Origin of the sequence: Mycolicibacterium grossiae (assembly GCF_008329645.1) — a bacterium.
Lineage (GTDB): Bacteria > Actinomycetota > Actinomycetes > Mycobacteriales > Mycobacteriaceae > Mycobacterium > Mycobacterium grossiae.
On sequence record NZ_CP043474.1, the window covers coordinates 3,876,789 to 3,893,699 of the forward strand.

At 71.7% G+C, this 16,911-nt stretch carries 14 protein-coding genes; 7 read left to right on the top strand and 7 right to left on the bottom strand.

All coding sequences use genetic code 11. The annotated features are described in order from the left end of the window. Nucleotides 1–58: 58 nt before the first annotated feature. Entirely contained in the window at nt 59–1,705 is a 1,647-nt protein-coding gene (locus tag FZ046_RS18695; protein WP_211372248.1) for a glycosyltransferase family 39 protein, read from the top strand. After that, the gene (locus FZ046_RS18700; RefSeq protein ID WP_070355306.1) at nt 1,702–2,067 is read left to right on the top strand and encodes a polyketide cyclase; all 366 of its coding nucleotides are present in this window, start codon (nt 1,702–1,704) and stop codon (nt 2,065–2,067) included. Before FZ046_RS18695 ends, FZ046_RS18700 begins: the two co-directional genes overlap by 4 nt. An 18-nt stretch (nt 2,068–2,085) precedes the next feature. On the opposite strand, the gene FZ046_RS18705 is transcribed toward FZ046_RS18700, so the two are convergent. Further along, nucleotides 2,086–2,295: a hypothetical protein gene (locus FZ046_RS18705; protein ID WP_070355305.1), complete on the bottom strand. Its 210-nt coding sequence runs from the start codon at nt 2,293–2,295 to the stop codon at nt 2,086–2,088. Between the two features lie 161 nt (nt 2,296–2,456). Here FZ046_RS18705 and ilvA point away from each other — a divergent pair, with 161 nt between their 5' ends. After that, complete coding sequence (gene ilvA / locus FZ046_RS18710) at nt 2,457–3,737, top strand: threonine ammonia-lyase IlvA (RefSeq protein WP_070355304.1); 1,281 nt, start codon at nt 2,457–2,459, stop codon at nt 3,735–3,737. On the opposite strand, the gene FZ046_RS18715 is transcribed toward ilvA, so the two are convergent. The 5 genes from FZ046_RS18715 to FZ046_RS18735 are packed head-to-tail and all read right to left on the bottom strand — an operon-like array spanning nt 3,734 to nt 12,545. Beyond that, on the bottom strand, nt 3,734–4,204 hold the full coding sequence (locus FZ046_RS18715; protein WP_246182815.1) for a hypothetical protein: 471 nt from the start codon (nt 4,202–4,204) through the stop codon (nt 3,734–3,736). The genes ilvA and FZ046_RS18715 overlap by 4 nt on opposite strands. Nucleotides 4,205–4,247: 43 nt before the next feature. After that, on the bottom strand, nt 4,248–5,978 hold the full coding sequence (gene treZ, locus FZ046_RS18720; protein ID WP_070355303.1) for a malto-oligosyltrehalose trehalohydrolase: 1,731 nt from the start codon (nt 5,976–5,978) through the stop codon (nt 4,248–4,250). Next, complete coding sequence (gene treY / locus FZ046_RS18725; RefSeq protein WP_070355302.1) at nt 5,971–8,244, bottom strand: malto-oligosyltrehalose synthase; 2,274 nt, start codon at nt 8,242–8,244, stop codon at nt 5,971–5,973. Before treY ends, treZ begins: the two co-directional genes overlap by 8 nt. Before the next feature lies 1 nt (nt 8,245). Continuing rightward, nucleotides 8,246–10,372, bottom strand: a complete 2,127-nt coding sequence (gene glgX, locus FZ046_RS18730; RefSeq protein WP_070355301.1) for a glycogen debranching protein GlgX — start codon at nt 10,370–10,372, stop codon at nt 8,246–8,248. Nucleotide 10,373: 1 nt separating this feature from the next. Continuing rightward, nucleotides 10,374–12,545, bottom strand: coding sequence for an acetyltransferase SucT (locus FZ046_RS18735; RefSeq protein WP_070355300.1), 2,172 nt, complete (start codon nt 12,543–12,545; stop codon nt 10,374–10,376). Between the two features lie 90 nt (nt 12,546–12,635). Here FZ046_RS18735 and FZ046_RS18740 point away from each other — a divergent pair, with 90 nt between their 5' ends. Genes FZ046_RS18740 through FZ046_RS18755 form a run of 4 tightly spaced genes read left to right on the top strand, consistent with a single transcriptional unit; the run spans nt 12,636 to nt 16,327 of the window. After that, nucleotides 12,636–13,928 (top strand): adenosylmethionine--8-amino-7-oxononanoate transaminase, encoded by a 1,293-nt coding sequence (locus FZ046_RS18740; protein ID WP_070355299.1) that lies wholly within the window; start codon nt 12,636–12,638, stop codon nt 13,926–13,928. Nucleotides 13,929–13,967: 39 nt separating this feature from the next. Further along, complete coding sequence (locus tag FZ046_RS18745; RefSeq protein ID WP_070355317.1) at nt 13,968–15,119, top strand: 8-amino-7-oxononanoate synthase; 1,152 nt, start codon at nt 13,968–13,970, stop codon at nt 15,117–15,119. Next, nucleotides 15,116–15,805 carry a dethiobiotin synthase gene (gene bioD, locus FZ046_RS18750; protein ID WP_070355298.1) on the top strand — a complete coding sequence of 230 codons (690 nt, stop codon included), beginning with the start codon at nt 15,116–15,118 and terminating at the stop codon, nt 15,803–15,805. Before FZ046_RS18745 ends, bioD begins: the two co-directional genes overlap by 4 nt. Further along, on the top strand, nt 15,806–16,327 hold the full coding sequence (locus FZ046_RS18755) for a 2'-5' RNA ligase family protein (RefSeq protein WP_070355297.1): 522 nt from the start codon (nt 15,806–15,808) through the stop codon (nt 16,325–16,327). Here FZ046_RS18755 and FZ046_RS18760 read toward each other — a convergent pair. After that, complete coding sequence (locus FZ046_RS18760; RefSeq protein WP_149484291.1) at nt 16,277–16,909, bottom strand: TetR family transcriptional regulator; 633 nt, start codon at nt 16,907–16,909, stop codon at nt 16,277–16,279. The genes FZ046_RS18755 and FZ046_RS18760 overlap by 51 nt on opposite strands. Nucleotides 16,910–16,911 lie beyond the last annotated feature (2 nt).

The following is a 16,911-nucleotide window of genomic DNA, read 5'->3' on the forward strand; positions in this document are numbered from 1 at the left end:
GACCGCCGGATGCAGCTGTTACGGTCGTTCCACCAGCGAAGTGGTGGGGGAGCTGCTCATGAGCGCTGCGGTCCGACTCGACCGCGCAACCACCCGGGTTGCCGTGTCCGTCGGCGGCCGGGCGGACGCGCTGCTGATCGGGCTCTTCGCGTTCGTGGTGGGGGTCATCGGGGCGGGTCGGCCGTCGCTGTGGGCCGACGAGGCGGCGACCATCTCCAGTGCGACCCGGCCGCTCGGCGAGATGCGGGATCTGCTGGGCCACGTCGACGCCGTGCACGGTCTCTACTACCTGCTGATGCACGCGTGGTTCGCCGTCGTCCCGGCGACCGAGTTCTGGGCCCGGTTGCCGAGCGCGATGCTCGTCGGGGTCGCGGCCGCCGGTGTGGTGGTGCTCGGCCGCCAGCTGTCGACGAGGACCGTGGCGCTCGCCGCCGGCGTCGTCTTCGCAGTGCTGCCGCGGACCACCTGGGCTGCGATCGAGGCGCGGTCGTACGCGCTGTCGATGGCCGACGCGGTGTGGGTGACCGTGTTGTGCGTCGTCGCGGTCCGGCGCGACCGTCCGTGGATCTGGGCCGCCTACGCCGTGTGCCTCGCCGCGGCGACCGTGGGCAACGTCTTCGTGGTGCTCGTCGTCGCCGCGCACGCCGTGCTGGTGACGCACGTCGACTGGTCGCGCGGCGCGGGTACTCGCTGGGCAGTCGCCGTGACCGCGACCGGACTGCTCAGCGCGCCGTTCCTGGTCGTGATGAAGGCGCAGCAGGGGCAGGTGAACTGGATCTGGCCCGTCGGTCCCGGCACGCTCGGCCAGTTCCTCGGCGACCAGTACTTCCCGGCCGTCTACACCGACGACGCGAATGCCGCCGGCGTCACGGCAGGCCAGCAGGTGTCCTCCGACCAGGTGACCGCCGCCGCGTGGGCCTGGGCGCTGGTGGCGCCGTTCCTGATCGCGGCGCTGGTGCTGGCGGTGGCGGCGGTCCGCCGGCGCACCCGGGCGGCCGAGGCGCTCGGACCGGATCCGCGCACGCTGGCGCGGACGGCCGCGACGTGGGTGCTCGCCCCGACGCTCGTGCTGGTCGTCTACTCGATGCTGCGCGAGCCGCTCTACCAACCGCAGTACCTCGCCTTCACCGCTCCCGGTCTGGCGTTGCTGCTCGGCGCCGCCGTGGTGCTGGTGGGGCGCAGTCCGCGACGGATCTGCCTGTTGCTGGCCGTCCTGATCGTCGCCGCGATGCCCAACTACGTCGCGCAGCGGGGATCGTTCAGCAAGATGGGACGCGACCTGAGCCGGGTGGCCGACGTGGTGGCCGAGCACTCGACACCCGGCGACTGCCTCAACCTCGACGACACGGCGCCGGTCATCGTCGTCGAGGCGCTCACGAGCGGAAGGCCCGATGCCTTCGCCGGTCTGCGCGACTACGGCCAGACGCGCAGCGCCATCGACCGCGATGCGCTGTTCGAGGCCCGCGCGCCGATCACCGCGTGGGTCGATCGGCTCCCCGGTTGCGGCGCGCTGTGGACGGTGACCGCGCGCGACCCGGCGCTGCCCGAACATCAGGCCGGCGACGCGCTGCCACCCGGTGCGCGGCTCGACGACGCCGTCGCCCAGCGCGTGCCGGCGGCCATGGGCTTCCGCATCGTGGAGCGTTGGCAGTTCAATCTGACGCAGGTGGTCAAGTCCGTTCGGCCGGCGGCGGGGCCGTCGTGACGGACCCGGCCTCGAAGCACGTCAGCACGTTCATCGCCGTGTCCGCCGACGTGGTGTACGCGTTCGCGTCCGACCCGCGGGAGCTGAGCCGGTGGGCGGCCGGTCTGGCCGACCCGGCCTTGTCCGCGGTCGACGTGGTGTTCGCGCCGCCGAATGCGTTCGGCGTGCTCGACCACGTCGTCACGCTGCCGTCCGGAGAGTCGGTCTACAACCCGATGCGAGTCATCCCAGACGGCGACGCCCGGTGTGAGGTCGTGTTCACCCTGCGGCGGCGGGCGGGTGTGTCCGACGACGACTTCGACGCCGATGCCCGTGCGGTGGCGGCGGACTTGGAGACGTTGCGGGCGCTGCTCGAGGATTGAGGCCCGCGCCGGGGCCGACTACTCGTCGGCGGCGTGGAACAGCCCGAGGGCGAGCCACACGATGGCGGTGGCCCCCGCGCCGGCGATCACCGCCGGCCCGGCGCTGAGCGTGACCAGTCCCACCACCATCAGGACCACGGCGCCGACGGCCAGGGCGACGAGTTTGTACACCGGCCACGGCACGCCCGCGATCAGCACGTTCGCTCGAGTCTTCGCCGGTGCGGTCATGGCTTCGAGGATACCTCTCACTTCGAGTTTCGGACAACCGAAACTCCGTGTTGGGATGGCGCGTGTCCGGAACTCCGTCGGCCCGGCGACCTGGTGGATCCCCGCTGTCGGCCGGTTCAAACGATTTCCGCCCCGACCTGCGTTGGTGGCACCATTGACCGGTGTCCGCCGAGCTGAGCCAACCACCCCGGGTATCGCCGCTGACCGCGGCCGACGTCGACGCGGCGGCCCGGCGCATTTCCGGCGTGGTGGCCCGCACGCCGCTGCAGCTCAGCGACCGGCTGTCCGCGATCACCGGCGCCACGGTGTACCTGAAGCGCGAAGATCTGCAGGCGGTGCGCTCCTACAAGCTCCGCGGCGCCTACAACCTGCTGATGCAGCTGACGCCCGAGGAACTCGCGGCGGGCGTGGTGTGCTCTTCGGCCGGCAACCACGCGCAGGGCTTCGCGCTGGCCTGCCGCTCGATGGAGGTGCGCGGCCGGGTCTACGTGCCCGCCAAGACGCCCAAGCAGAAGCGCGACCGCATCCGCTATCACGGCGGGGACTTCATCGACCTCATCGTCGGTGGCAAGACCTACGACATGGCCGCGGCGGCCGCCCTCGAGGACGTGACGCGGACCGGCGCGACGCTGGTGCCGCCCTACGACGACCTGCGGACCATGGCGGGCCAGGGCACGATCGCCGTCGAGATCCTCGAGGACCTCGGCGCCGAGCCCGACCTCGTCGTGGTCCCCGTCGGGGGTGGCGGCTGCATCAGCGGCATCACCACCTACCTCGCCGAGCGCACGGCCAACACATCGGTCCTCGGCGCCGAACCCGCGGGCGCCGCCTCGATGCTCGCCGCCCTGGCGACCGGCGAGCCCGTCGCCATCGACGACGTCGACCAGTTCGTCGACGGCGCCGCGGTCGCCCGCGCGGGCACCCTGCCGTTCGCGGCGCTCACCGCGGCGGGGGACATGGTGTCGATGACGACGGTCGACGAAGGCGCCGTGTGTACCGCGATGCTCGACCTCTACCAGAACGAGGGGATCATCGCCGAGCCCGCGGGCGCGCTGTCGGTGGCCGCACTGCTCGAGGCCGACCTCGAACCCGGCGCGACGGTGGTGTGCCTGATCTCCGGCGGCAACAACGACGTGTCGCGCTACGGCGAGGTGCTCGAACGCTCGCTGGTGCACCTCGGCCTCAAGCACTACTTCCTGGTGGACTTCCCGCAGGAGCCGGGCGCGCTGCGCCGGTTCCTCGACGAGGTGCTCGGCCCCAACGACGACGTCACCCTCTTCGAGTACGTCAAGCGCAACAACCGCGAGACCGGTGAGGCGCTGGTCGGCATCGAGATGGGGTCCGCGGCCGACCTCGACGGTCTGCTCGCGCGGATGCACGAGTCGGAGTGCCACGTGCAGCTGCTCGAGCCGGGATCGCCGACCTACCGCTATCTGACCTAGGCCACCGCCGCACGGTCGGGTACCAGCAGCACCGCATCGTCGTTGGCGCGGAACACCGGCTCGATCGGCACGTCGAAGGCCCGGGCCGACTCGGCGAGCGCGCGCGCCCACCGTCGATCGGAGTCCGACACCCCGCCGCGTCCCGGCCCGCTCAGCAGGAAGGCGACGGTGTGACCCTCGCCGAGACCGCGCACGATGCCCGACAGGCTCCCCACCAATCCGTCGACCACGCGGCGGGTGGGGCGCCCGGCGACCGGGACGTCACTGAGGACCGTGATCATCCTCCGGTCCGGGCCGACGAACGCGAAGCGGACGAGATGTTCGCCGAAGGCCAGCTCGCCCATCAGGGCGCGCCACCGTTGGCGGAGGTCGTCGACCGATCCGATGGGGTCGGTCGCGGTGTCGATCGGCGGTATCGCCGCGGAATTCGTCATGGCATCCATGACGGCATCGTCGGCCGACGTCACCCGTCGGGCAATCCTTCATCCCCAGCCACCCGGCTGGGGATGGTTACTTGACGGTGCGCAGGATGGCGAACGAGTGGCCGGGCAGCGTGGTCGCGTCGGCGACCGCCGGCTCGCCCCACGCCAGCACCACCTCGCCGGTGACCGGGACGCGCGCCTCGCCCTCACCGAGGTTGCACGCGACGGCGAGCGCGCCACGGTGCATGACGAGCCACCGCGCCTCCTCGTCGAACTCGACCACCAGGTCGTCGAGCCACGGGTTCGCCATGTCGGGTTCGTCGTGGCGCAGCGCGATCAGCCCGCGGTAGACGTCCAGCAGACGAGCGTGCTTCTCGGCCGTGACCTCGTCCCAGTTCAGCTTCGAACGCAAGAACGTCTCGGGGTCCTGCGGATCGGGGACCTCGTCGGCGTCCCAGCCGTGCTCGGCGAACTCCGCCTTGCGGCCCTCGGCCGTGGCGCGGGCGAGGTCGGGTTCCGGGTGGCTGCTGAAGAACTGGAACGGGCTCGACGAGCCCCACTCCTCGCCCATGAACAGCATTGCGGTGTAGGGGGATCCGAGGGCCAGCGCGGCCTTGACCGCGAGCTGGCCACCGTCGAGGTTCTGCGACGGGCGGTCGCCGATGGCCCGGTTGCCCACCTGGTCGTGCGTCAGCGTGTAGGCCAGCAGCCGGGTCGCCGGGATGGTGGCCGTGTCGAGCGGCCTGCCGTGCCTGCGGTGCCGGAACGACGAGTAGGTGCCGGCGTGGAAGTACCCGTGCCGCAACGTCTCGGCGAGGGTCTCCAGCGTGCCGAAGTCGCCGTAGTAGCCCTGCCGCTCTCCGGACACCGCGCCGTGGATCGCGTGGTGGATGTCGTCGTCCCACTGCGCCGTCATGCCGAGCCCGCCCTGCGCGCGAGGCGTGATCATCCGCGGATCGTTGAGGTCGCTCTCCGCGATCAGCGACAGCGGACGGCCGAGTTCGGTTGCCAGGGCGTCGGTCTCGGCCGACAACTCCTCGAGGATGTGCACCGCGGTGGTGTCCACCAGCGCGTGCACCGCGTCCAGCCGCAGCCCGTCGGCGTGGAAGTCGCGCATCCAGCGCAGCGCACAGTCGATGATGTAGCGGCGCACCTCGTCGGAATCCGGTCCGGAGATGTTGATCGACTCGCCCCATGGGTTGCTGCCGGTCGACAGGTAGGGGCCGTACTTGGGCAGGTAGTTGCCCGACGGGCCCAGGTGGTTGAACACGGCGTCGATCAACACGCCGAGGCCGCGGGCATGACAGGCATCGACGAAGCGCGCCAACGCGTCCGGGCCGCCGTACGGCTCGTGCACGGCATACCACAGCACGCCGTCGTAACCCCACCCGTGCGTACCGCCGAAGGCGTTGACCGGCATCAGTTCGACGAACTGCACGCCGAGTTCGACGAGGTAGTCGAGCCGGTCGACCGCGGCGTCGAGCGTGCCGTCCGCGGTGAACGTGCCGACGTGCAGCTCGTAGATCACCGCCCCCTCGATGGAGAGGCCGCGCCAGGCACCGTCGTTCCACTGCACCGTGGCGGGGTCCCACAGCGCCGAGCGCTCGTGCACGCCGTCGGGCTGACGCGCCGACCGCGGATCGGGCAGCACCTTCGGGTCGTCGTCGAGCAGAAAGCCGTACCGCGCATCGGGGGCGACGTCGACGGTGGCGCGCCACCAGCCGTCGTCACCGCGCGTCATCGGGTGGGCGGTGCCGTCGACGTCCAGGCGGACGTCGTCGGGCAGGGGCGCCCAGACGGCGAAGTCGTGTTCAGTCACCGGTCTTCTCCAGGAGTGCGACCGCGAGGTCGGCGAAGAGGTCGTCGGCGGAGACGGACGTCCCGCCGGTCAGGGTGCGGCCCGTGAGGCGATCGGTCCACGTGCCGGGCGGCAGGGGCACGGTCGTCGGTCCCCAGCCGGTCTCGTCGAGGCGAACCGTCCATCGCCGCGCCGCCACGAGCACCGCGTCGCCGCGGGTGTAGGCCACGACGTGCGTCGCGGCGGGTCCGTCGGCGAACACCGGCACGTGGTCACCGGAGAGGAACGCCTCCGGGCGGTCGCGGCGCAGCCGCAGCGCCGCGGCGGTCACCCGCATCTTGGCGTCGGAGAGATCGGCCAGCGCCGCGCGTCGCGCGGCGTAGTCGACGGGTCGGCGGTTGTCGGGGTCGACGAGGCTGTCGTCCCACAGTTCGGTGCCCTGGTAGACGTCGGGCACGCCGGGCACGGTGAGCGCCAACAGCTTCTGCGCGGTGCTGTCGTTGCGGGCGTGCGGGTCGAGCTGACCGACCAGCGCCGTGAGCCCGGTGCCCACCTCGCCGTCGACGACCGCGTCGAGCCAGGCGTGCACGGCGGACTCGAAGGCCTCGTCGGGGTCGTTCCACGTGGTGTGCAGCGCGGCCTCGCGGATGGCCTTCTCGGCGTAGGCGTGCAGCCGCGACCGGAGGTCGTCGCTCACCACGCCGTCGGTCGGCCACACGCCGAACACGTTCTGCAGCAGGAACAGTCCGGTGTCGGCGTCCGGCGGCGGCGCCGCCGTGGTCCACTGCGACACCAGCTCCTGCCACAGCCCCGGCACCTGGGACAGCACGCCGATGCGCGCGCGCACGTCCTCACCGCGCTTCGTGTCGTGCGTCGACAGCGTCACCATCGCCTGCGGCCAGAATCGCGCCCGCAGCGACGCTGCGTGATGGAATTCGGCGGCGCTCACCCCGAAGCGCTCGGGCTCGCCGCCCACCTCGTTGAGCGACACCAGCCGGGCGTCGCGGTAGAAGAAGCAGTCCTCGACCGACTTGGCGGTCACCGCGCCGCACAGCTGCTGCAGCCGGGTCGCCGGCTCGACGTGCCGGATCGCCGAACTCAGCAACGCCAGCGCGTCGGCGAGATCGGGGGAACTGGCGGCGGTCTCGGCGATGGCGGTCGGCAGGATCGCCGTCAGCCCCCGGTAGTCGGTGCGGTAGACGCCGACGTGCGACAGCAGCGCGGCGATCGCCTCGGGCAGGCGCGGGTGGTCGGAGCCCGCGGTGGCGACGACGACGCGGCGCAGCCGGGCCAGCTCGCTGGCCAGCGTCACCGTGGCCGAGTGCACCTTCAGCGCCGGTACCGGGTCGTCGGGCTCGGTGTCCGGCCGCGCGGCCGGATCCACGAAGAGACCGCCGATCTCGCGCAGTGCGTCATAGCCGGTGGTCCCAGCGACCGGCAGCGTCGGCTCCAGCGCCTCGTCGACGGCGAGGATCTTCTCGATCACGATCCAGGCCTCGGGCCCGGTCAGGGCGCGCAGCGACTCGAGATAGCCGGCCGGGTCGGCCAACCCGTCGGGATGGTCGATGCGCAGGCCGTCGACGAGGTGCTCGTCGAACCAGCGCCGCACCTCGACGTGGGTGGCGTCGAAGACGGCCGGATCCTCCTGGCGCAGCCCGGCCAGTGAGGTGATGGAGAAGAAGCGCCGGTAGCCGCAGACGTTGTTGCGCCAGCCGACGAGCCGGTAGTTCTGCCGGTCGTGCACGTCGGCGCCCGACGCGGTGCCGTCACCGGCGGTGCCGGGTGCCAGCGGCCACGTCCGGTCGCCCAGGCGCAGGACGTCGCCGTCGACCTCGAGATCGTCGACGTCGTCGTCCGATCCGAGCACGGGCAGGACGACGCGGCCGCCGTCGAGGTCCCAGTCGATGTCGAAGTAGCTCGCGTAGCGGGATTCCCGGCCGTGGGTCAGTACGTCCCACCACCACGCGTTGCGGGTGGGGTCGTCGACGCCGACGTGGTTGGGCACGATGTCGACCACCAGCCCGAGGCCGCGCTCGCGGGCGGCCGCCGACAGCAGCGAAAAACCGTCCGGCCCACCGAGTTCGGCGGAGACGGTGGTGGGATCGGTGACGTCGTAGCCGTGCGTGCTGCCCGGTGCCGCGGTGAGGATCGGCGACAGGTAGACGTGGCTGACGCCGAGGTCGACGAGGTAGTCGAGCAACTCCTCGGCGTCGTCGAAGCGGAACGCGTCACCGCGCATCTGCAGGCGGTAGGTGGAGACGACGGGACGCGTCGTGGGAGATGTCATGTCACGCCGTCTTTCGCAGCACGAGGACCGACCGGCCGCGCAGTGAGGTCTTCTCGCCGGCCGCGAGGATCAGCTCGGCGGCGCCGGCCGGATGGGCGGTGTCGACGTCGCACGTCCACTGCGCGGCATAGCTCGCGTCGGGGGCGGTGAACTCGACCGGGTTGCTGTGCGCGTTGAAGCACAGCAGGAAGGTGTCGTCGACGACGCGTTCACCGCGCGCGTCGGGCGACGGTATCGCGTCGCCGTTGAGGAACATGGCCACGAACTTGAACCCCGAATCCCATTCTCGCGACGTCATTTCCGTGCCCGACGGCGTCAGCCAGGCGATGTCGCGCACCTGCTCGCCGGTGCGCAGCGGCTTGCCCTCGAAGAAGCGCCTGCGGCGGAACACCGGGTGATCGGTGCGCAGCTTGGTGACCCGCCGGACGAACCGGAGCAGGTCGGAGTTGGTCTCGCACAGCGTCCAGTCCATCCAGGAGATCTCCGAGTCCTGGCAGTAGACGTTGTTGTTGCCGTGCTGGGTGCGGCCGATCTCGTCGCCGTGGCTGATCATCGGCGTGCCCTGGCTGACCATCAGCGTGGCCATGATGTTGCGCATCTGCCGGGCCCGCAGCTCGAGGACGTCCGGGTCGTCGGTCGGACCCTCAACTCCGCAGTTCCACGACCGGTTGTGGCTCTCGCCGTCCCGGTTGTCCTCGCCGTTGGCCTCGTTGTGCTTCTCGTTGTAGGACACCAGGTCCGTCAACGTGAAGCCGTCGTGGGCCGTGACGAAGTTGATGCTCGCGCTCGGACGCCTGCCGGTGGCCTCGTAGAGATCCGAGGAGCCGGTCAGGCGGGAGGCGAATTCGCCCAGGGTCGCGGGCTCGCCCCGCCAGTAGTCACGCACAGTGTCGCGATACTTCCCATTCCATTCGGTCCACAAACCCGGGAAGTTGCCCACCTGGTAGCCGCCCTCGCCGACGTCCCAGGGTTCGGCGATGAGCTTCACCTGGCTCACCACCGGGTCCTGTTGAACCAGGTCGAAGAACGCGCTCAGGCGGTCGACGTCGTAGAACTCGCGGGCGAGCGTGGAGGCGAGGTCGAAGCGGAAGCCGTCGACGTGCATGTCGAGCACCCAGTAGCGCAGCGAATCCATGATCAGCTGCAGCGTGTGCGGGTGGCGGGCATTGAGGCTGTTGCCGGTGCCGGTGAAGTCCTTGTAGTAGCGCAGGTCGCCGTCGAGTAGCCGGTAGTAGGCGGCGTTGTCGATGCCGCGGAAGTTGATGGTGGGGCCCAGGTGGTTGCCCTCGGCGGTGTGGTTGTAGACCACGTCGAGGATCACCTCGATGTCGGCGTCGTGGAACGCGCGCACCATGGTCTTGAACTCGGCCACCGCGCCGCCGGCGCTCTGGTTGGCGGCGTACTGGTAGTGCGGCGCCAGGAAGCCGAAGGTGTTGTAGCCCCAGTAATTTCGCAGCCCGAGGTCGAGCAGGCGGTGGTCGTGCATGAACTGGTGTACCGGCATGAGTTCGATGGCGGTGACGTGGAGTGACTTGAGGTGGTCGATGATCGCCGGGTGCGCGAGCCCGGCGTAGGTGCCGCGTTGCTCGGCCGGGATCGCGGGGTGGGTTTGCGTCATGCCCTTGACGTGGGCCTCGTAGATCACCGTCTCGTGGTACGGCGTGTTGGGCGCGCGGTCGGATCCCCAGTTGAAGAAGGGGTTGATGACGACGCTCGTCATGGTGTGGCCCAGCGAGTCCAGCCGCGGCGGCGTCCCGCCGGTGGCGAGGTCGTCGGCCGCCAGGTCGTAGGAGAACAGTTCCTGGCCGAAGTCGAAGTCACCGTGGAACGACTTGCCGTAGGGGTCCAGCAGCAGCTTGCTCGGATCGCACCGGTGACCGGCGGCCGGCTCCCACGGACCGTGCACGCGGAAGCCGTACCGCTGTCCCGGGGTCACGGTGGGCAGGTAGCAGTGCCAGACGTAACCGTCGCATTCGTCCAGTGCGATGCGCTCCTCGGTGCCGTCCGTGCCGATCAGGCAGAGGTCGACGCGGTCGGCGACCTCGGAGAACAACGAGAAGTTGGTACCCGCGCCGTCGTACGTGGCGCCCAACGGATAGGCCGTACCCGGCCAGATCGCGGAGACCACGTCACCACCAGCCGGTGATCGCGGCGATCTGGCGGCCCAACTCGGGGGTCATGGTGCGCATGTAGGTGGTCGTGAAGTGATGGGAATCGTGATAGATCAACACATTTCCCTCCACGGCACGACAGTAGTCCTCCCGGCAGACCGCGTCGCTCATGTCGATCGGCTTCAGCAGCGGAAACTGGGCGACGAAGTCCAGGGTGGGGTTGCGGTCGGACAGTACCTTGGAGCGCTCGATGCCGCAGGAGATGGCGTCGCCGCCGCCGGCGAGGCAGTCGGTCGGGAAGAACGGTTCGCCGTCGCGCACCAGCCACGGGGTGTCGCGCATCGCGAGCACCGGGATGCCGGCGTCGGAGAATTCCTGCCAGACGCCGACGTAGGTGCCGGGCATGACGTCGCCGTCCTTGATGTTCCACGGCCGGGTGGAGGTGGTGAAGACGTAGTCCGGGTGGTCGCCGAGGATGCGCGGCATCACCTTCTGGTTCCAGTCGTGGCACTTGGGATAGGGCCGGTTGTCGCCCATCACCAACGGCTTCTCCTCGGTGGTGAGCGGGCAGCCCATCTTGAGGTAGGTCACCACCTTGAAACCGTGTGCGCGGCCGAGGAGGTCCAGTGCCGTCAGCCAGTGTTCGGCGTGCGAGCCGCCGGCCAGGGCGATCACCCGCCGCGCGGACTTGTCGCCGTAGGCACAGCTGACGATGCCGGTGTCGTCGAAGTCGCCGATGCACCCGTCCAACGTGCTCTGCGGCAGGTCGTCCTTGGCCTCGAGGACGGTCGGGCGCATCGGCAGCTGGGGGACGCGCGCCCCGTTGACGAGCGCGCGGGCGCCCGGATAGTCGCGCGGTGACAGCCCGGAGAGTTCCTTGCCGTTGGCGCGCTGAATCGTCACGTGCTCGCGCCAGGTGAAGCTCGTCGCGGTCAGCGCGACGCCGAGCAGCGTGACGATGGACCCGAGCACGATCGTCGGGCGGCGCAGTCGCCGCCGCAGCGGCGCCCGGACCGTGGGCTTGCGGGCGACCGGGGTGCGCAACCGCAGCGGCTCCTCGACGAAGCGCATCGTCAGCCACGCGAGCACGCCGGAGACCAGAAGGATGATCGAGCCCTCGAGCAGGTTCGCGGACTTGTGCCCGCTGTAGGCCAGCCAGAAGATGAGCAGCGGCCAGTGCCACAGGTACAGCGCGTACGCCATCGAGCCCAGCGAGACGAACGGCCGCGTGGCCAGGAGGCGGTTCGGCAGCGGCATGCGGTCGGTCCGCAGGTGCGGGTCGGCGGCCCGGTTGGCGGCGCTGAGGATGAACAGGATCGTGGCGCCCACCGGCACCAGCGCCCAGGGCCCGGGGAATTCCTTGACGCCGTCGAGGAAGGCGCCGCAGGACAGGATCGCGGCGAGCGCGACGACCGAGACCACGGTGCGTAGCCACATCGGCCACCGCACGTAGGGCACCACGGCTCCTGCCAGCGCTCCGAGGAGCAGCTCCCAGGCGCGGGCGAAGCTGTCGTAGTAGGCGGTGGCCTGGTCCTCGGAGTGCGCGTGGATGGCGTAGACGAACGACGCGACGATCAGCGCGGTGAGCAGGACGATCAGCGCGGCGCGGGTGAACCGGCCGAGCAGCCGGCGGAACAGCAGCGCGAAGCCGAACACCAGCAGCAGGAAGGAGAGGTAGAACTGGCCCTGCACCGACATCGACCAGATGTGCTGCAGCGGGCTGACGGCCTCGCCGGCGCGCAGGTAGTCCGCCGCGGTGTTCGCCAGCTCCCAGTTCTGGAAGTAGCCGAGGCTGGCCAGGCTCTGGTCGGCGAACGCCTCCCACCGTGTCTCGGGCTGGATGAGGATGGTCAGCACGGCCGCCACCGCCAGCACCACCACCAGTGCCGGCAGCAGGCGCCGGACGAGGCGGCGGATCTCGGGCAGCGGCGCCAGCGAGGCGGTCGGGCTGAGCGCGGCCCGCAGCAGACGGCCGCCGAAGAAGAAGCCCGACAGCGCGAGGAACACGTCCACGCCGCCGGAGACCCTGCCGAACCACACGTGGAAGACGGCCACCAGGGCGATCGCGATGCCGCGCAGCCCGTCGAGGTCGTGGCGGTAGAAACCGGACGACCGCGTACCCAGGGCGGCGGGCGGCGTCGGCCCGGCTGCGGTGCGCGATGCCGTCCGGGGTGGGGCGGGGGTCAGCATGATCGACGGACAATCTACCGTGCGCGGATGGTCGGCCTCCTGTGAAGGAACGCCGGTCCAGCTGCCGTCCCCCGCGCGAGAGGAGCCCCGGTGCCCGCGTTGACGCCCGCCGAGATCGCCGCGATCGACGCGGCTCACGTCTGGCATCCCTACAGCACGATCGGGGTGGACGCGATGCCGCCGGTGGTGGCGACGGCGGCGCGCGGCGTGCGGATCACGGTCGACCGCGACGGCGTGCCGACCGACGTCATCGACGCGATGAGTTCGTGGTGGACGGCCATCCACGGGCACGGCCACCCGGTGCTGGACGCCGCGATCATGGGGCAGCTGGCGACGCTCAACCACGTGATGTTCGGCGGCCTCACCCACGAACCCGCGGCGCGGTTGGCGCAGCTGCTGGTCGAGATCACGCCCGCCGGGCTGGACACCGTGTTCTTCAGTGACTCGGGTTCGGTGGCGGTCGAGGTGGCCGCCAAGATGGCGCTGCAGTACCAGCTGGCGCGCGGTCGGTCCGGGCGACGGCACCTGATGACGTGGCGCGGCGGCTACCACGGCGACACCTTCACCCCGATGAGCGTGTGCGACCCGGACGGCGGCATGCACTCGCTGTGGCGCGGCGTGCTGGTGCCGCAGGTGTTCGCACCCCAGGTCCCGACCGAGTACGACCCGGCCTACGCCGAGGCGTTCGCGCGCCAGCTGGCCGACCACGCCGACGAGGTCGCTGCGGTCATCGTCGAGCCGGTGGTGCAGGGCGCGGGCGGGATGCGGTTCCACGACCCGCGCTACCTGGCCGACCTCCGGGCGGCCTGCAGCGACCACGACGTGCTGCTGATCTTCGACGAGATCGCCACGGGCTTCGGCCGCACCGGCGCCTTGTTCGCCGCCGACCTCGCCGGGGTGTCGCCGGACGTGATGTGCGTCGGCAAGGCGCTGACGGGCGGCTACCTCACGCTCGCGGCGACGCTGTGCAGCGCGGACGTCGCCGAGACCATCAGCACCGGCGAGGCGGGGGCGCTGATGCACGGGCCGACGTTCATGGCGAACGCGCTGGCGTGCGCGGTGTCCGTCGCGTCGGTGGAACTGCTGCTCGCCAACGACTGGCGCACCCGGGTCGCGGGGATCGAGGCCGGCCTGCGGTCGAGCCTGGCCCCGGCACGCGACCTGGCCGGGGTGGCCGACGTGCGGGTGCTGGGGGCGATCGGCGTGCTCGAGATGGCCGCACCGGTCGACATGGCGGTCGCGACGCGGACCGCGCTCGACCACGGGCTGTGGCTGCGGCCGTTCCGCAACCTGGTGTACGCGATGCCGCCGTTCGTCTGCACGCCCGAGGAGGTCGAGGCGATCGGGTCCGGCATGGTGGCCGTCGCGCGTGCATTAACCTGAACGGTGTTCAAGTCGATCCTCGACGTGGGAGGTCCACCGGTGACGCGCACGGATCTCGCTGACCCCCTGGCCTGGCTCGCCGACGTCGCCGAACGGCGCCGCGCCGCCGGACTGCGCCGCTCGCTGCGGGCACGCCCGCCGGTGGGAACCGAACTCGACCTCGCGTCCAACGACTACCTCGGCCTGTCCACGCACCCGGCCGTCCTCGACGGCGCCGTGGACGCCGTCCGCACCTGGGGCGCGGGCTCGACCGGGTCGCGCCTCGTCACCGGCAACACCGAGCTGCACGAGGGCTTCGAGTCGGCACTCGCCGACTTCGTCGGCGCGGAGTCCGCGCTCGTCTTCTCCTCGGGGTACACGGCGAACCTGGGTGCGGTCGTCGCGCTGAGCGGCCCGGATGCGCTGGTGGTGTCCGACGCCTACACCCATGCCTCGCTGGTCGACGCCTGCCGGCTGTCCCGCGCGCGGGTCCGGGTGACGCCGCACCGGAACGTCGACGCGATCGACGCCGCGCTCGCCGGGCGCACCGAGGAGCGTGCGGTGGTCCTCACCGACTCGGTGTTCAGCGCCGACGGCGCGCTCGCGCCGCTGCGTGACATGCACGCCGTGTGCCGCAGGCACGGTGCGCTGCTCGTCGTCGACGAGGCGCACGGCCTCGGGGTGCGCGGTACCGGAGGACGGGGGCTGCTGCACGAGGTCGGTCTCGCCGGCGCACCCGACGTCGTGATGACCACGACGCTGTCCAAGGCGCTCGGCAGCCAGGGCGGCGTGGTGCTCGGTCCGGCTGCCGTGCGCGCCCACCTGATCGACGCGGCCCGCCCGTTCATCTTCGACACCGGACTGGCCCCCGCCGCGGTGGGGGCGGCGTGGGCCGCGCTGCGGGTGCTGGTCGCCGAACCCTGGCGCGCCGACGCCGTCCTCGCGCACGCCGCGACGTTGGCGGCTGCGTCCGGGGTACCGGGCGCGCCCGAGTCGGCCGTCGTGTCGGTGATCCTGGGGGAGCCCGAGGTCGCCCTTGCGGCCGCCGCCGCGTGCCTCGACCGCGGCCTGCGGGTGGGCTGCTTCCGTCCGCCGACGGTGCCCGTCGGGACCTCGCGGCTGCGCCTGACCGCACGCGCGTCGCTCGACCCGACCGAACTGGATCTCGCCGCGGCCGTGCTGTCCGACGTGCTGGCGACGGCGCGCGCGTGAGCGTCGTCGTCGTCACGGGCACCGACACCGGGGTCGGCAAGACCGTCGCGACCGCCGCGCTGGCGTGCCACGCCCGGCTCGCCGGGCTCGAGGTCGCCGTGTGCAAGCCGCTGCAGACCGGCTCGGGTCCGACGCTCACCGAGGGCGACGACGACCTCGCCGAGGTGGCGCGGCTCGCGGGCGTCGCGCACGTGGTCCGCGGCTGGCGCTACCCGGAACCGTTGGCGCCCAAGGCAGCCGCCGAACGGGCGGGGACGCCGTTGCCCACGCGGGCGGAACTGCGCGAGCTGGTGCGCTCGGCCGCCGCCCCCGGCAGGCTGCTCGTCGTCGAGGGCGCCGGCGGTCTGCTGGTCGAACTGAGCGCCGACGGCGCGACGCTGCGTGACCTCGCCGCGGACGTCGGGGCGCCGGTCCTGGTGGTGGCGGCGGCCGGGCTCGGCACGCTCAACCACGCCGCGCTCACCGTCGAGGCCCTCGCCACCCGCGGCGTGGCGTGCGCAGGCATCGTCGTCGGCAGCTATCCCGCCGAGCCCGGGCCGGCCGAACGGTCGAACCTCGGCGAACTCGCGCGCCTCGCCGCGGTGCGGGCGGTGCTGCCCGCCGGCGCGGGCGCCCTGTCGCCCGGGGCGTTCGCCGACCTCGCGGCGCCGGCCTTCGAGGCCGACTGGGTGCGGGGTCTGCTGTAGATGGCCCACTCCATCGAGCTGACGTTCGACGCGGCGACGGACGCAGCGGTGCGCCGGGAATGGGACGCGCTGGCCGACGCGGGACTACCCAGCCAGGCGCGGCACCGCTCGCCGACCAACCGGCCGCACGTCACCATGACGGTCGCCGACCACATCGCGCCGAACGTCGACGACGCGCTGCGCGCGGCGGCCTTGGCGCTTCCGTTGGATTGCCGCCTCGGCGCACCGCTGATCTTCGGCAGGCATGCATTGACCCTCGTCCGGCTCGTCGTGCCGTCCGAGGGGCTGCTCGCCCTGCACCGCCGCCTCGCCGACCTCGCGGGGCCGCATCAGCGCAGCGGACCGTTCCCGCACGCCCGGCCCGACGAGTGGACCCCGCACGTCACCCTGTGCCGGCGGCTCGCGCCCGTGGACCTGCCGGCAGCGCTGGCCGTGCTCGGCTCCGACGACGTCCCCGGACGTTTCGCGGGCCTACGGCGCTGGGACGGCGACGCCCGGATCGACACCGTCATCGCCGGCTGACGAGCGTTGCGCGGCCATGCCGTCGACCAGGAGCTTCAGGCCGAAGCCGAAGCGGCCGTTGGGATTCGACGTCAGCAGCGACTGATCGGCGGGCAGCGCGCCTGCGGCGTCCCACTGCAGGCGGGACTGCTCGTCGGCGGTGAAACCGAGGACGTAGTAGACCACCGTGCGCGCCGCCAGTTCCGCGGCCGTCGCGTCGAAGCCGGCGTCGGTCGCGGCGGCGACCAGCTCGGCGACGATCTCGCGCAGCGCCCGGGAGGTGTCCGACGCGAAGGTGGCGCTCACCAGCTCGGCCCCGTCGGTCGAGGACAGCAGCGCCTCGCGCAGGGCGGTCCCGGTCGCGAGGATGCGCTCGGACCACCGCGTCCCGGGGGTGGGGCGGACGGCGGTGCCCAGGATGCGGTCCGCGACCGCGCCGAGCAGCTCCTGCTTGTCGGAGAAGTGCCAGTACAGGGCGCCCGGGGTGACGCCCAGCTCGCGGGCGAGACGGCGCATGGTCAGGTCGCCGATCCCGTACTCGTCGAGCAGGTGCGCGGCGGTGTCGACGACTTCGGACCGGGCGTGGCGGCGGTGCTGCTGCACGC

Excerpts from the sequence above, each read along its gene's own strand:
- FZ046_RS18695 (WP_211372248.1), top strand. The coding sequence starts at position 59 with ATGAGCGCTGCGGTCCGACTCGACCGCGCAACCACCCGGGTTGCCGTG.
- FZ046_RS18705 (WP_070355305.1), bottom strand. The coding sequence starts at position 2,295 with ATGACCGCACCGGCGAAGACTCGAGCGAACGTGCTGATCGCGGGCGTG.
- treY (WP_070355302.1), bottom strand. The coding sequence starts at position 8,244 with ATGACATCTCCCACGACGCGTCCCGTCGTCTCCACCTACCGCCTGCAG.
- FZ046_RS18735 (WP_070355300.1), bottom strand. The coding sequence starts at position 12,545 with ATGCTGACCCCCGCCCCACCCCGGACGGCATCGCGCACCGCAGCCGGG.
- FZ046_RS18755 (WP_070355297.1), top strand. The coding sequence starts at position 15,806 with ATGGCCCACTCCATCGAGCTGACGTTCGACGCGGCGACGGACGCAGCG.